Here is a 15,401-nt window from a genome sequence, read left to right as displayed (position 1 = left end):
ACATCTAACGGCTATGTGAGCTTTTGAGCTTTCATAGCCGTTTTTCTATGTTAGTATTTAAACAGTAATGTATTAATTGAAATGAGGAAAGAGAATGATTTATACACTCACTGAAATAGAAGCAAGATATCAAGAAACAGATCAAATGGGCGTTATCTATCATGGGAATTATCCAACATGGTTTGAGGTGGCGAGAACGGACTATATAACTAAATTAGGTTTTAGTTACAAAGCTATGGAAGATAGTGGTGTTATTTCACCTGTAACGGAAATTAATGTTAAATATATTAAACCAATTACATATCCTGAAAAAGTAACAATTAAAACTTGGGTAGAGCGCTATTCTCGTTTACGTTCACTTTATTGTTATGAAATATACAATGAGGCAGGAGAATTAGCTACAACAGGCTCTACAACGCTCACATGCATACGAAAAGCAGACGGGAAACCAATAAGATTAGATCGTACCTTCCCAGAGTGGCATGCAGTATATAAAGATGTCGATGAACGTAATAAAGCAGGAGAAAATTTAGAAGTTAAAAAATAATAATGCGCAAATAATGTAGTTTTGGCAAACTTTGCACTATACTTTAAGTGCAATTACGAAGTGAGAACAATCCATATAATATTAAAAACAAAAGCGCCTAAGCCATTTGTAATGGTTTAGGCGCTTTTATATGAATTAATTAGCAATGTAAGTAATTTCATCTTCATTGTCAGTTACATCTATAAATAAATTATCATCTTCAAAATACCATAAATCTTTTTCTGCAATAACAACGTCTAAACCGTTATAATTCGTTTCATAACCGATTTCGACATCGTCTTTTTTGTCAACACTAAACGCTGGACTGAATCCTTGTTTTAATTGGAATTCTCCACCATAACGTACGAAGAATTGTAAGACTTTGTTATCCTCAGGCAAATCAAGTTCTTCCTTAAACCAAGATACCGCATTTTCCGAAAGTTTTAATTGCATATTAAAGTCTCCCTTCTGCGTAAGCACTTGTCTTACTACAGTATTTTTAACATATTGCCAATACTCTAACATTACCCCTTTTGGATAATGATAATTGCAGTATAGCACATTTTTCTTCAAAATTTTTAGATTTAAGAATATTCTCAAAAAATTTACATAAAATTCATACTTATGACTTACAAATTTAAATATAAAAGGAAGTAGTATAAAATTCAAATTTTTGAACTCTATACTACTTCCTCGTGTGTATCAAGGTGCTGTAGTAACATGACCTTGACGTAAATAGCTAATGTTGATTTCGAGATTAGTGTGGTATGAAGCTTAGCAAAATAAAAAAGTTACATCCATTTTATTTTAGGTTCTTCACCTTTAAAAATCCTAACGATATTTGTTCTATGTCTAATAATCAATAATATACCAATACATATGCTGACAACTAATAATATATAGTCTCTAATTAATAGTGCACCAATCACACAGCAAATAGATGCTATAATACTTGATAGTGAAACATATTTAGTTAAATAAAGTATCCCGAAGAAAATGGCTGCTAAAATTATTAATAATAGAGGATTCACACCAAATACTACGCCAGCGCTAGTAGCAACTGCTTTTCCACCTTTAAATCCTAGGTATACCGGGTACACATGTCCTAGTATTGCAAATGCACCTACAATTAAACCATTTGTAAACAAAGTAGTAATTGGGCCATCTGCATGTACAGGTAACCAAAGTGGGAAGAATACTACAATAAATCCTTTGAAAATGTCTAAAAATGTAACGATAAACCCAGCAGGTTTACCTAAAACTCTAAAACTATTAGTTGCACCAGTGTTTCCGCTTCCAAATTGTCTAATATCTTTTTTGAAAAATAATTTCCCTATAACATAGCCACTTGGAAATGCACCAATGAGGTAACTCAGTATCAACATAATTACAATCATCATATACATTTACACATCCTTTAATGACATTAATTTTATTTTACCATATGATACTATAATAAAACGACCATAATTTAAAGTAAGTAAATGATTTGTTAATGAAATGTTACTTTGACGCTTGCAATTTAGCTAAATTTATATAAGAATAACTATTGTATAGTTTTAAAAACGAACGTACGTTTGTAGGAGGGCGAAACGATTGGCAATGAATAAGCAAAATAATTATTCGGATGATTCCATTCAGGTTTTAGAAGGGTTAGAAGCTGTTAGAAAAAGACCTGGTATGTATATTGGTTCAACCGATAAGCGTGGTTTACATCACTTAGTATATGAAGTTGTCGATAATTCCGTCGATGAAGTTTTGAATGGCCATGGTAATGAAATTTTAGTAACAATCAATAAAGATGAAAGTATTACTATAGAAGATAATGGACGTGGTATGCCTACAGGAATTCATGCATCTGGTAAACCTACTGTTGAAGTTATTTTTACTATTTTGCACGCTGGTGGTAAATTTGGCCAAGGTGGCTATAAAACGTCAGGTGGTTTACATGGTGTTGGTGCTTCTGTAGTGAATGCTTTGAGTGCTTGGTTAGAAGTAGAAATTTATCGAGATGGAACAATTTATCAACAAAGTTTTAAAGATGGCGGCAAACCAGCCACTGGATTAGTGAAAAAAGGAAAAACTAAAAAAACAGGTACCAAAGTAACATTTAAACCTGATCCTGAGATTTTTAAAAATGCTTCAGCGTTCAACTTTGATGCGTTAAGTGAACGCTTGCAAGAATCAGCGTTTTTACTTAAACGTTTAAAAATTACATTAGCCGACAAACGACAAGGTAAAGAACGTGAAGAAGTCTACCACTATGAAGACGGTATAAAAGAATTTGTTAGTTATGTAAACGAAGGTAAAGAAGTGTTACATGATGTAACAACTTTCTACGGTCAAGCCAATGATATTGAGGTTGAAGTAGCTTTTCAATACAATGATCAATATTCAGAGAGTATTTTAAGTTTCGTTAATAATGTCCGCACTAAAGACGGTGGAACACACGAAGTTGGTTTCAAAACTGCCATGACTCGCGTGTTTAATGATTATGCACGTCGTATTAACGAATTAAAAACTAAAGACAAAAATTTAGATGGTAATGATATAAGAGAAGGTTTGACTGCGATTATCTCTATTCGTATTCCTGAAGAACTGTTGCAGTTTGAAGGACAGACCAAATCAAAATTAGGTACACCGGAAGCACGTAGTGCAGTTGATTCAGTAGTTGCCGACAAATTACCTTATTACTTAGAAGAAAAAGGTCAACTGTCTAAATCACTTGTGAAAAAAGCTGTGAAAGCACAACAAGCACGTGAAGCAGCTAGAAAAGCACGTGAGGACGCTCGTTCTGGTAAAAAGAATAAACGCAAAGATACACTTTTATCAGGTAAATTGACTCCAGCCCAAAGTAAAAATACAGAGAAAAAAGAATTGTATTTAGTCGAAGGTGATTCTGCTGGTGGTTCGGCAAAATTAGGCAGAGACCGTAAATATCAAGCAATTTTACCGCTTCGAGGTAAAGTTATTAATACTGAAAAAGCCAAGTTAGATGATATTTTCAAAAATGAAGAAATAAATACTATCATTCACACTATTGGTGCGGGTGTCGGTAATGAATTTAAAATAGAAGATAGTAACTATAATCGCGTTATTATTATGACTGATGCCGATACTGATGGGGCTCATATTCAAGTATTACTGCTAACATTTTTCTTTAAATACATGAAACCATTAGTGTTGGCAGGACGTGTATTCATCGCTTTACCACCACTTTACAAGTTGGAAAAAGGTAAAGGAAAAACCAAGAAAGTAGAATATGCTTGGACAGATGAAGAGTTAGAAAAGTTACAACAACAATTTGGTAAAGGCGTTACTTTACAACGCTATAAAGGTCTTGGTGAAATGAATCCTGATCAATTATGGGAAACAACAATGAATCCTGAAACAAGAACTTTAATTAGAGTTCAAGTTGATGATGAATTAAGATCTTCTAAGCGTGTTACGACATTGATGGGTGATAAGGTTGCACCACGAAGAGAATGGATTGAAAGTCATGTTGAATTCGGTTTACAAGAAGATTTAAGTATTTTAGATAATAGTGAAATTCAAATACTAGAACAAGATCATCAGAATGAGGAGGATGTAGATTGAGTGAGGTAATTCAAGACCTATCACTTGAAGATGTAATAGGCGATCGATTTGGTAGATATAGTAAATATATCATTCAAGAACGTGCATTACCCGATGTACGTGATGGTTTAAAACCTGTTCAACGTCGTATTTTGTACGCCATGTATGATAGCGGCAATACGTATGATAAAAATTTCCGTAAAAGTGCTAAAACAGTCGGCGATGTTATTGGACAGTATCATCCACACGGTGATATATCCGTTTACGATGCGATGGTTCGGTTAAGTCAGGATTGGAAATTACGTCATGTGTTAATTGAAATGCACGGTAATAACGGTAGTATTGATAATGACCCTGCAGCAGCTATGCGTTATACAGAAGCTAAACTGAGTCAAATTTCGGAAGAGCTAGTCAGAGACATTAATAAAGATACTGTACCGTTTATGCCTAACTATGACGATACGACAAAAGAGCCTATGGTATTACCAGCGCGTTTACCAAACTTATTAATCAATGGTAGTACAGGAATTTCAGCAGGTTATGCGACAGATATTCCACCTCATAATTTAGCTGAAGTGATTCAAGCTACACTTAAATATATAGACAATCCAGATATTACTGTGAGTCAATTAATGCGTTATGTTAAAGGACCAGATTTTCCAACTGGTGCTATTATTCAAGGTGTAGATGGCATTAAAAAAGCATATGAAACTGGGAAAGGTAAAATTGTAGTCCGTTCAACTGTTGACGTGGAAACTTTAAGAAATGGACGTAAAGAATTAGTTGTTACTGAAATCCCTTATGAAGTTAATAAAAGTTCATTAGTCAAAAAAATTGATGAACTGCGTGCTGATAAAAAAGTAGATGGCATTTTGGAAGTACGAGATGAAACGGACCGTACTGGATTACGTATTGCTATAGAGTTGAAAAAAGATGTTAATCATGAAGCTGTAGCGAATTATTTATATAAAAATACAGATTTACAAGTATCATATAGTTTTAATATGGTCGCTATCAGCGATGGACGTCCAAAATTAATGGGTATTCGTGAAATTATCGACAGTTATTTAAATCATCAAGTAGATGTTGTAACTAAACGAACACAATATGACTTGAATCAAGCAGAAAGTAGAATGCATATTGTTGAAGGTCTAATGAAGGCGCTGTCGATTTTAGACGAAGTGATTCAACTCATTCGTAATTCCAAAAATAAAAAGGATGCTAAAGAAAACTTAATCGAGAAGTATGAATTTACAGAAGCACAAGCCGAAGCAATCGTAATGTTACAACTTTATCGCTTAACGAATACAGATATCGTACAATTACAAAACGAACATGATGAACTAAAAGCAATTATCGACAAATTACGTCATATTTTAGATAATCATGATGCCTTGTTGGCTGTTATTAAAGAAGAATTGACTGAAATTCGCAAGAAATTTAAAACAGAACGACGCTCTGTAATTGAAGCGGAAATTTCAGAAATTAAAATCGATAAAGAAGTTATGGTACCGAGCGAAAATGTAATACTAAGTGTCACTCGCCACGGTTACATTAAACGTACTTCGCTGCGTAGTTTCAATGCTAGTGGTGTGGAAGAAATCGGTGTTAAAGATGGAGATAGTTTATTAAAATATATCGACACTAACACATTAGATACTGCCTTAGTGTTTACGAATAAAGGGCGCTATTTGTTTATTCCAGTTCACAAATTAGCTGATATCAAGTGGAAAGATTTAGGTCAGCATGTATCACAAATTGTGCCGTTGGAAGATGATGAATTTGTGATAGATGCGTATTGTGAAAATGACTTTAAACCAGATGCATATTATATTATCGCTACTCGAAATGGAATGATTAAGAAAAGTAATGTATCCATGTTTAAAACAACAAGATATAATAAACCTTTAGTTGCTATGAAAGTAAAAGAAAATGATGCAGTTATTGATATTATGCGCATTTCTGATGAACAAACACTAACAGTACTAACGCATAAAGGCATGTCACTGACATATCCATCTGAAGAATTATCGGATACTGGCTTACGAGCAGCAGGAGTGAAGTCAATTAATCTTAAAGCTGAAGATTATGTGGTACTAACGCAAATTGTCGCGCCTGAGAATACAATTTTAATGGCGACACATCGTGGTGCATTGAAACGAATCGATTATCGTGTCTTACAACTTGCTAAACGCGCACAACGCGGCATAACATTATTGAAAGAATTAAAAGGTAATCCACATCGTATTGTTGCAGCATGTGTTATTCAACCTGATGATACTTCATATACTATATTTTCAACTAATCAACAAGAAAGTGGTTTAATTAAAGATATTCACTTAACTGAACAATATACTAATGGTTCATTTGTAGTTGATGTTGATGAATTCGGTGAGATCAATAATTTGGTTGTTGAATAGTCTATAAAAAAAGAATAGTAACCTCTTTCATTTAATGATAAAATATTTTATGTAATAAAGAGGTCTATAACATAAAATAAATCAAGAGATTTATTATGGGTTGATAGTCGCACAAATTACGCTCATATATAAATCTCTTGCTCTTTATTTACATAAAAATTAAATTCATAAAGGGGGATTAATGTGAATAATTTTGACAGTTTAATTCCAGAATGGTTTAAAGTAATGGTTCAAACTGGGCATGATTTGATCTGGTCTCAGTATTTAATTGGTTTATTAATAACAGCAGGTTTATATTTCACTATTAGTTCAAAATTCGTGCAATTGAGATGGATTCCAGAGATGTTTCGCGCAATTGGTGAAAAACCTGAAACATTAGATAGTGGTAAAAAAGGTATTTCTCCGTTTCAAGCGTTTGCGATTAGTGCCGGCTCTCGTGTTGGTACAGGTAATATTGCTGGTGTTGCAACGGCAATCGTTTTAGGTGGTCCAGGTGCTGTGTTTTGGATGTGGGTTATAGCTTTTATTGGTGCAGCAAGTGCTTTTATTGAAGCAACATTAGCTCAAATCTACAAAGTACCCGATAAAGATGGTGGTTTCCGTGGTGGACCGGCTTATTACATAACTAAAGGTTTAAATCAACGTTGGTTAGGTGTAGTGTTTGCCGTATTAATTACAATTACTTTTGCTTTTGTTTTTAACACTGTGCAATCAAACACTATAGCTGAATCTTTAAATACACAGTACAATGTGAGTCCAGTGATTACTGGTATTGTCTTAGCTTTCTTTACTGCAGTCATTATTTTTGGTGGTGTACGTAGTATTGCTAATATTTCATCTATTATTGTACCTGTGATGGCAATAATTTATATTGGTTTAGTATTAGTTATCTTACTTATGAATTACGATCAAATTATACCTATAATTTCAACTATAATTAAAAGTGCATTTGGCTTCGAACAAGTAACAGGAGGCGCAGTAGGTGCAGCTATTTTACAAGGTGTAAAACGTGGTCTGTTCTCTAACGAAGCTGGTATGGGTTCTGCACCCAATGCAGCGGCTACTGCTGCGGCACCACACCCAGTAAAACAAGGACTAATACAGTCTTTAGGTGTGTTTTTTGATACTATGCTAGTTTGTACAGCGACAGCTATAATGATTTTACTATATAGCGGCTTAGAATTTGGTGAAAACCAACCCGTTGGTGTTGCAGTAACACAATCAGCACTAAATGAGCATCTAGGAAGTGCCGGTGGTATTTTCTTAACTGTAGCGATTACGTTATTTGCTTATTCTTCTGTTATTGGTAACTATTACTATGGTCAATCAAACATAGAATTTTTATCTAAAAACAAAGTATTACTCTTTATTTTTAGATGTTTAGTTGTTGTTCTAGTATTTGTAGGAGCAGTAGTAAAAACAGAAACAGTGTGGAGCACTGCTGATTTATTTATGGGCTTAATGGCAATCGTTAACTTAATAGCCATTATTGGTCTTTCTAATATCGCTTTTGCTGTTATGCGTGATTATCAACGTCAACGTAAAGAAGGCAAAAAACCAGTATTTAAACCAGAAGAATTGGAAATTAATCTTTTTGGTATTGAAAGCTGGGGCGCAAATAAAAAAGAAAAATCATTATATTAATAAATCAATGTTTACAGATTGGTTATTATTGTTGAGAAACACTTTAGTGATTTAATCTTGTAGGGCGAGCATATGAAATCAAACAGTTATATGTTGATTTTTAGCTCGTCCTATTTTTTGTTATTTTACGTTAATTCTTAAGTAATTTAATCTTTTACTGTTCATTTTAAATGATTCAATATATAATTTTAATGATATAAAAGAAAGGTGATTCGTATGAGCCAGTATCACATTACCAAAATCTTAAACAATAATGTCATTATCTGTACGATTGATCGACAAGAAGTTATTTTACTTGGAAAAGGTATAGGTTTTAATAAAAAACCTGGTATGAAAGTGCAACGTGGTGATTCAATAGAAAAGGTTTATAAGTTGGATCAACAACATCAATTAGATCATTATAAACTTTTAGTTGCTCAAACAGATGAGAGTATTATTCATGCTATCATTGAAGCAGTGGATTTAATTACGAGTGAGGAAACTGTTATTGATGATAAGAAACTTGTTATAAGCTTAACTGATCATATTATTTTTGCATATAAACGATTGCAGCAACAACAAAAAATTACGAACCCTTTTATCGCAGAAACACAGCAACTATACAGTGAGTCATATGACTTGGCACAACGTGTCATAGTGCAATTAAATGCTAAATTAGATGTAGACTTTCCAGAAGATGAAATTGGTTTTATAGCGTTACACATAGCATCAAATACGAATGCAATTTCTATTCATGAAGTTAATGCGATGTACAACATGGTGAGTAAAGCAACTAAAATCATTGAACATGATCTACAACAAACAATTGATAAGCACTCGATAAAGTATCAACGTTTCATTAGGCATGTGCAATTTTTAATTAGACGTATTCAACAAGATGAGCGTGCAGCTGCTTCTCAAGTATTTGAAGATATGGTTAAAGCGCATTATGCACTTTGTTACAATGTCGCATTAAAAATTATGAGATTAATCCAACGAGAGTTAAATGTTACAATTCATGAATCGGAAATTGTCTATCTTGCAATTCATATCCACCACTTCACAATATCTGACCAGCCTTAAATAATCTGAAGCTTTATACATATAACTTTAATATAGCACTACAAGAGACAATCATTAAAAAATAGTTTAATGATTGTCTTTTTTACATTAAATTAACAAAGTTAATATTAAAATTACTATAAGAAAATAATTTTAATATTAACTTATGTATAATTGTTTTTGTATATAAATACTATTTACTTTTGCAAATATTATAGTTATTATAGAGTTGTTTGATTAGTTGAGGGGAGCGTTTGGCATACAATATGAAATATTATGATGAAATTCCTGTCATAAGAGCAGTAGCAGCTATGCTAGTAGTAGCCATTCACACTGTGAATAGTATAGCTTATTCAGCAAGTACAGGTGGCTTTACTTCTGAACCGTTAGGGTATATAAATCAATTAGCACGACTAGGCACGCCAGTTTTTGCTGTGATTAGTGGGTTTTTACTGACTATTTCGGTAGTGAATCGAGGTTTTAGTATGTCACACTTTGCTAAATCACGTTTTACTAAAATACTTATCCCTTATATTATATGGAGTATATTTTACTTATTATACAGAGCATTTTATTTACATAATTTAGAACCTGATGGTGAATTAGTGAATTATTTTGTTTATGGTAAAGCTAATTTCCATTTATATTTTATTTTAACGGTTATTCAGTTTTATGTATTATTCCCGTTCATTCATAGATTTAAAAAGGGTTGGCCGTTGATAGTTGCATTTTTAATACTTACGGTTATCAATGTGCTTTGGATTAAAGTACAGCCTGTGTCACTCGGTATAGAAAGTTTAGACCGTTTTGTTAATGATAAAATGTTTATTCTTAATTGGATATCATTTTTCATGTTTGGCATTGTTTATGCTAAATTTTATGATGAAATTAAAGCGTTGATATTTAAATATCAAAAAGTATTATGGGTAATAATTTTCATTTTATTTGTTGATCTATTTGTCAGTATAGATTTAGAAAACTTACATGGTTCGGCACATATTTCTAACTTAATTTATATTCCGTTCTTTATTGTCTTTTTAAATTATCTATATGTCTGGATTAAGCAAGATAAGATATTGCTGAAAACATTTACGCTAATTGGTAACTATTCAATGGGTATTTACTTGGTACATTATGTTGGTATTCAATTTATGAAACGATTACCAGTTATTAATGAGATTGCACCACAAAGTAAATTTGTATTCATCTTTATTGGTGCTGTTGCGTTATCAGTTGGTATGGTGTGGGTTATTGGTAAATTACCATATGGTAATTATATTGTACCTATTCCGAAGAAAAAGGTTACACAACCAACACAAGAGGTACCGAAGAAAAGTCGTATCGATCCACAATTTTCAAATATGAATTCTTAAAGTAAACTACCGTGTATTGAGTTTGACTTAATACACGGTATTTATGTATATATTATATATGCATGAAATTACTATAAAACGGGTAGAATGCTATGTTATAACGTAATTTATATAACTGGAGTACGATATGAAGTTTTTAAATTGACATCGTGTGTTAGTATGGAGAATAATTAACAACACAGTTGGTTATAATAAATCATGTTTTCATATACAATGAGATGTATAAATAAGTTTGTTTATAAGGTACGGTGAAGATTATGTCGAGCGAAGAAAATGTTAAGCGGCAAGAAAAGAGTAAAAAGAAATTAAATTTAAATTTTCCTGAAACGCGATTTATGCGCTTTTTAGGTGGTAAAGATTTAATTTTTGGTTTATTTATGTTGATTTTGATTGGTATAGTAATTTTTATATTTGATCAAGTTTCTTACATATTCAAACCGTTTATTATTGTTTTTAACACTATAGTAGCACCTATTATAGTGTCATTAATTCTTTATTATTTATTTAACCCAATAGTTAACTTAATGGAACGTTATAATATTTCAAGACTTTGGGGAGTAATTATTTTATTTTTAGTAATTATTGGTGTTATATCGTTAGCTATTAATTTATTAATACCAGTGATTAGTAGTCAAATTAAAACATTCGGTACGAATTTCCCGCATTACATTACTAAAGTTAATCAATTTATAGATAATATTACAAAATACACTGTAGCTTCGAATTTTTATAGTCAAATTCAAGACTATTTAAACTCGCTAGCTAAAAAAATTCCATCTATGATTTCAGATTACTTTAATGGTTTTGGTTCGAAAGTGAAAAACATCGCGGAAACAGTTGTTAATGTTGGGGTAGTCATCGTAACAACACCATTTGTTTTATTCTTCATGTTAAAGGACGGCCATCGTTTTAAAGATTTTTCAACAAAAATTGTGCCACCTAAATTCAGAAAAGACTACCATGATTTATTAGATAAAATGAGTGTTCAAGTAGGTTCATACATTCAAGGACAAATTATTGTGTCTCTCTGTATTGGTGTCTTATTGTTTATTGGTTATTCTATTATCGGTTTAGATTATGGCTTGATTTTAGCTTGTATCGCTGCTGTAACGAGTGTAGTGCCATATATTGGACCTACGATAGCTATATCACCGGCTATTATTATTGCGTTAATTACGTCACCAATTATGCTGTTGAAATTAATCGTAGTTTGGACGGCAGTACAATTTATTGAAGGGCATTTTATATCACCGAATATTATGGGTAAAACTTTACAAATTCATCCACTGACAATTATTTTTATATTGTTAAGTGCTGGAAACTTATTAGGAGTTGTAGGTGTGATATTAGGTATTCCTGCTTATGCAATTCTTAAAGTATTAGTTTCTCATTTATATTTCTTATATAAACGTAGATACAATAAATACTATGGTGATGATGCTGGAGAGTATGAATTTAAAAATGATGAACAAGAATATATTAGAGATTGATTTAGTTTTCGACTGTCGACAAAGTTTCTGTCTTTGTTGGCAGTTTTTTTGTGCACGCTTTCCGCGGGCACTGCCTCAGCCTGTAGTCTTTGGAGAGTGCCATTTCCGCAGGAGTCGGCCCAAATAACTGCCAATCTTAAAAGATTTAAATTAAATAATGGTGTGTTTATTATGTTGAATAAATCAAAGGATAAAGAGATAATTTGAAATGATTGCTATTTCTAAATAAAGCTCCTAATCATCATCTATTACATAAAGTCGATACAATATTGATTTTAGATTTAGTTTTCGACTGTCGACAAAGTTTCTGTCTTTGTTGGCAGTTTTTTTGTGCACGCTTTCCGCGGGCACTGCCTCAGCCTGTAGTCTTCGGAGAGTGCCATTTCCGCAGGAGTCGGCCCAAATAACTGCCAATCTTAAAAGATTTAAATTAAATAATGGTGGTGTTTATTATGTTGAATAAATCAAAGGATAAAAGAGATCAATAGAAATGCTTACTATCTCTGAATTTTTATTATCGGCAGACAGCATCATTTCATAGGCTGTATATTTAGTTGATCAACTTTGTCGTGAGAAATATTAACATTTAAAGCTATTTAATTTTATTTTTATTCCATAGTCAACGGTTTTATGCTATATTTTTATAAAATATAAAAATTTTAGAAGTCGATGTGGTGTTATGACAAGAAAATTTAAAAAGAAAATATTACTAACAGTAAAAGTAACCTTTGCAGTAGCGCTATTGGGGATTGTAGTGTTTAATTTAGCGAGAGAGTTAGCACATGTGAATGTCAAACAGACTTTAATTATGTTTGGCCAACTTAATCGTTGGTGGCTTATTACGCTTTTTGTTAGTGGTGGTGCTTCACTTATCATTCTTTCACTTTATGATGTCGTGTTAGCAAAGGCGATGCATATGCGCATAACGTTATGGAAAGCTATGCGCTTAGGCTATATTATTAACGCTGTAAATGCAGTAGCAGGATTTGGCGGCTTTATAGGTGCAACCGTTCGTTACATGGCATATAAAAATGAAACTACAAATAAAAAAGTATTGGTAAAGGCAATTTCAGTCGTCTTAATATCGATGTTAACGGGATTAAGTTTATTATCAATATTAGTTGTTGCACATGTTTTTGATGTATCACATTTGTTTAGTGCTGATCCATGGGTGAGATGGCTATTATATATTGTTGCATTGTTTTTACCATTATTTGTTATTGGCAGTATTATACGTCCAGTCAATGAGCAGAATAAATATTTAGGTGTTTATTGTACTATTGTTTCTGGTTTTGAATGGTTTGCAGCAGCATTAGTTTTGTATTTTGCACTTTTTATAGTTGGTGTACAATTATCATTCCCAGTATTTATGGGTGTATTTATAGTGGCTGCACTATCAGGTTTAATAAGTTTTATTCCTGGAGGCTTTGGGGCTTTTGATTTGATTTTGCTATTAGGTTTACAAGCATTGAATGTACCTGAAGAAAAAATTGTCCTTGCTCTGTTATTGTACCGATTCGCTTATTATTTTTTCCCAGTACTAATTGCCTTAATCCTTTCTATCTTTGAATTTAAAGATGCTGCCAAACGCTATTTCGGTGAGTCTAAAGTGTTTATACCTGTTATAGATATGACGTCACTTTTTAAGTCGTATCAAAAAGATATCATTGCCAAAATACCAGTATTTTCTATGTCTATTTTATTATTTTTTACGAGTGTATTGTTTTTCTTGAATAATTTAACGATAATTATTGATGGCTTATATAATGCTAATCATTATTTAGATTATATTATTGTCTCTGTGCATACCTGTGCCTGTTTATTATTAATGCTCAATGTTGTAGGTGTTTACAAACTATCTAAACGCGCGATTATGGTTTCTGCAGTAGCGTTATTACTTATCATGTTTGTTACACTGTTTACATATTTTTCACTAATATTAATAGGCTGGCTCACAATTATGCTCATATTATTGCTCGTCTTTTATAGACGTGCCAGAGTGTTGAAGCGACCATTTAGATTAGCGTCATTTTGCTGGATGCTTGTCGTTAGTAGTTTTGTACTATATTTAAATCATGTGTACATTTACGAGTCACTTTATACATTAGATGTGTATCAGATTCAAGTTGATACGTCTATTTTACGTTATTATTTCTGGTTTACAGTGTTGTTTGTAGTACTTATCGTTGGGACGATTGTGTGGTATTTTGAACGGAAAGTACAACTACATCATAGTGGAGAAGATATCAAAATATGTGAGAATATTATTCAAGAATATGGTGGTAGTTATTTGAGTCATCTGATTTACACAGATGATAAGCAATGCTTTATTGATGGAAGTCAACGTGCCTTTTTAATGTATCGTTTGAAAAAGGGTGCTTATATTGTTTTAGGAGATCCGGTAGGAGATGAAAATTATTTTAACGCTTTATTAGTTGAATTTTATAGTCATGCGCATGATATCGGTTATGATATTATCTTTTATCAGGTTACAGATAAACATTTAGCATTGTATCATAACTTTGGTAATCAATTTTTTAAATTAGGTGAAGAGGCAGTCATTGATTTAGACACATTTACTGTTGCCGGTAAAAAACGACGAGGATTACGTGCTACACTTAATAAATTATCAGAACAGGGGATGTCGTTTGAGGTTGTAAAGCCACCGTATACACAGTCGTTAATGGTTGCTCTACAGCAAATAAGTGATGATTGGTTAGCTGGTCGAAAAGAAATGCAATTTTCTGTAGGTGCTTTTTATGAATATTATTTAGCACAAGCACCTATTGCAGTTATTAAAAATGAACAACAACAAATTATTGCCTTTTGCAACTTTATGCCCACTTATTATCGAGACACTATATCTGTAGACTTGATTAGGTGGGATCCGCAAGAGGAAATGCCATTAATGGATGCATTATACTTACACATGTTGTTGTGGGCGAAAGAAGCAGGTTACAAACGTTTTAACATGGGAATGGCTACGCTATCTAATGTGGGGCAACTACCTTTTTCATACACAGGAGAGCGATTAGCAGGGCGTGTGTTTGAACACTTCAATAGAATTTATCATTTTCAAGGTTTAAGGCGTTACAAAGAAAAGTTTAAACCACAGTGGGAATCTAGATTTTTAGTCTATCGCAAGAAAAGTTCTTTATGGTTAAGTCTATTAAAAGTATTAAATGTGATTAGACGTTAATGCAAATAATAAAAGCCACCGTTATGGACACGGTGGCTTTTATGCTAAGGAGTTTAAATGTTTAATCAATTTTATAGTTAATAAATTTAGAGAAGTAAGTAATATGATTAACTATAATAAACTAACGCGTAA

10 protein-coding genes are annotated in these 15,401 nt (G+C 32.5%); 8 read left to right on the top strand and 2 right to left on the bottom strand.

What is annotated here, in order from left to right; translation table 11 throughout:
- Positions 1-94 precede the first annotated feature (94 nt).
- A complete protein-coding gene (menI, locus tag JVU85_RS02580; protein ID WP_021458823.1) occupies positions 95-547 on the top strand; it encodes a 1,4-dihydroxy-2-naphthoyl-CoA hydrolase MenI in 453 nt (150 codons plus the stop codon).
- Between the two features lie 135 nt (positions 548-682).
- Here menI and JVU85_RS02575 read toward each other — a convergent pair whose 3' ends face one another.
- Entirely contained in the window at positions 683-979 is a 297-nt protein-coding gene (locus JVU85_RS02575; RefSeq protein ID WP_002511082.1) for a HesB/YadR/YfhF family protein, read from the bottom strand.
- A 338-nt stretch (positions 980-1,317) separates the two neighbouring features.
- Positions 1,318-1,926 carry a glycerol-3-phosphate 1-O-acyltransferase PlsY gene (gene plsY / locus JVU85_RS02570; RefSeq protein WP_002511083.1) on the bottom strand — a complete coding sequence of 203 codons (609 nt, stop codon included), beginning with the start codon at positions 1,924-1,926 and terminating at the stop codon, positions 1,318-1,320.
- A gap of 202 nt (positions 1,927-2,128) precedes the next feature.
- On the opposite strand from plsY, the gene parE reads away from it, so the two are divergent.
- From parE to mprF, 7 genes are all read left to right on the top strand, one after another.
- Positions 2,129-4,123 (top strand): DNA topoisomerase IV subunit B, encoded by a 1,995-nt coding sequence (gene parE, locus JVU85_RS02565; RefSeq protein WP_031266484.1) that lies wholly within the window; start codon positions 2,129-2,131, stop codon positions 4,121-4,123.
- On the top strand, positions 4,120-6,522 hold the full coding sequence (gene parC, locus JVU85_RS02560) for a DNA topoisomerase IV subunit A (RefSeq protein ID WP_204171476.1): 2,403 nt from the start codon (positions 4,120-4,122) through the stop codon (positions 6,520-6,522). Before parE ends, parC begins: the two co-directional genes overlap by 4 nt.
- Positions 6,523-6,705: 183 nt before the next feature.
- Positions 6,706-8,166, top strand: coding sequence for a glutamine transporter AlsT (alsT, locus tag JVU85_RS02555; RefSeq protein ID WP_002511086.1), 1,461 nt, complete (start codon positions 6,706-6,708; stop codon positions 8,164-8,166).
- Between the two features lie 216 nt (positions 8,167-8,382).
- On the top strand, positions 8,383-9,228 hold the full coding sequence (gene glcT / locus JVU85_RS02550; protein WP_002511087.1) for a glucose PTS transporter transcription antiterminator GlcT: 846 nt from the start codon (positions 8,383-8,385) through the stop codon (positions 9,226-9,228).
- 245 nt (positions 9,229-9,473) lie between these two features.
- Positions 9,474-10,580 (top strand): acyltransferase family protein, encoded by a 1,107-nt coding sequence (locus JVU85_RS02545; protein WP_031266483.1) that lies wholly within the window; start codon positions 9,474-9,476, stop codon positions 10,578-10,580.
- A 257-nt stretch (positions 10,581-10,837) separates the two neighbouring features.
- On the top strand, positions 10,838-12,070 hold the full coding sequence (locus JVU85_RS02540) for an AI-2E family transporter (protein ID WP_103387917.1): 1,233 nt from the start codon (positions 10,838-10,840) through the stop codon (positions 12,068-12,070).
- Positions 12,071-12,749: 679 nt separating this feature from the next.
- Complete coding sequence (mprF, locus tag JVU85_RS02535; protein ID WP_204172070.1) at positions 12,750-15,269, top strand: bifunctional lysylphosphatidylglycerol flippase/synthetase MprF; 2,520 nt, start codon at positions 12,750-12,752, stop codon at positions 15,267-15,269.
- Positions 15,270-15,401: the final 132 nt, after the last annotated feature.

It is taken from the genome of Staphylococcus sp. GDY8P72P, from assembly GCF_016890655.1.
Lineage (GTDB): Bacteria > Bacillota > Bacilli > Staphylococcales > Staphylococcaceae > Staphylococcus > Staphylococcus arlettae.
This window is presented reverse-complemented; position numbering and strand designations above follow the sequence as displayed.

Excerpts from the sequence above, each read along its gene's own strand:
- menI (WP_021458823.1), top strand. The coding sequence starts at position 95 with ATGATTTATACACTCACTGAAATAGAAGCAAGATATCAAGAAACAGAT.
- JVU85_RS02540 (WP_103387917.1), top strand. The coding sequence starts at position 10,838 with ATGTCGAGCGAAGAAAATGTTAAGCGGCAAGAAAAGAGTAAAAAGAAA.
- JVU85_RS02575 (WP_002511082.1), bottom strand. The coding sequence starts at position 979 with ATGCAATTAAAACTTTCGGAAAATGCGGTATCTTGGTTTAAGGAAGAA.
- JVU85_RS02545 (WP_031266483.1), top strand. The coding sequence starts at position 9,474 with ATGAAATATTATGATGAAATTCCTGTCATAAGAGCAGTAGCAGCTATG.
- mprF (WP_204172070.1), top strand. The coding sequence starts at position 12,750 with ATGACAAGAAAATTTAAAAAGAAAATATTACTAACAGTAAAAGTAACC.
- parE (WP_031266484.1), top strand. The coding sequence starts at position 2,129 with ATGAATAAGCAAAATAATTATTCGGATGATTCCATTCAGGTTTTAGAA.
- glcT (WP_002511087.1), top strand. The coding sequence starts at position 8,383 with ATGAGCCAGTATCACATTACCAAAATCTTAAACAATAATGTCATTATC.
- plsY (WP_002511083.1), bottom strand. The coding sequence starts at position 1,926 with ATGATGATTGTAATTATGTTGATACTGAGTTACCTCATTGGTGCATTT.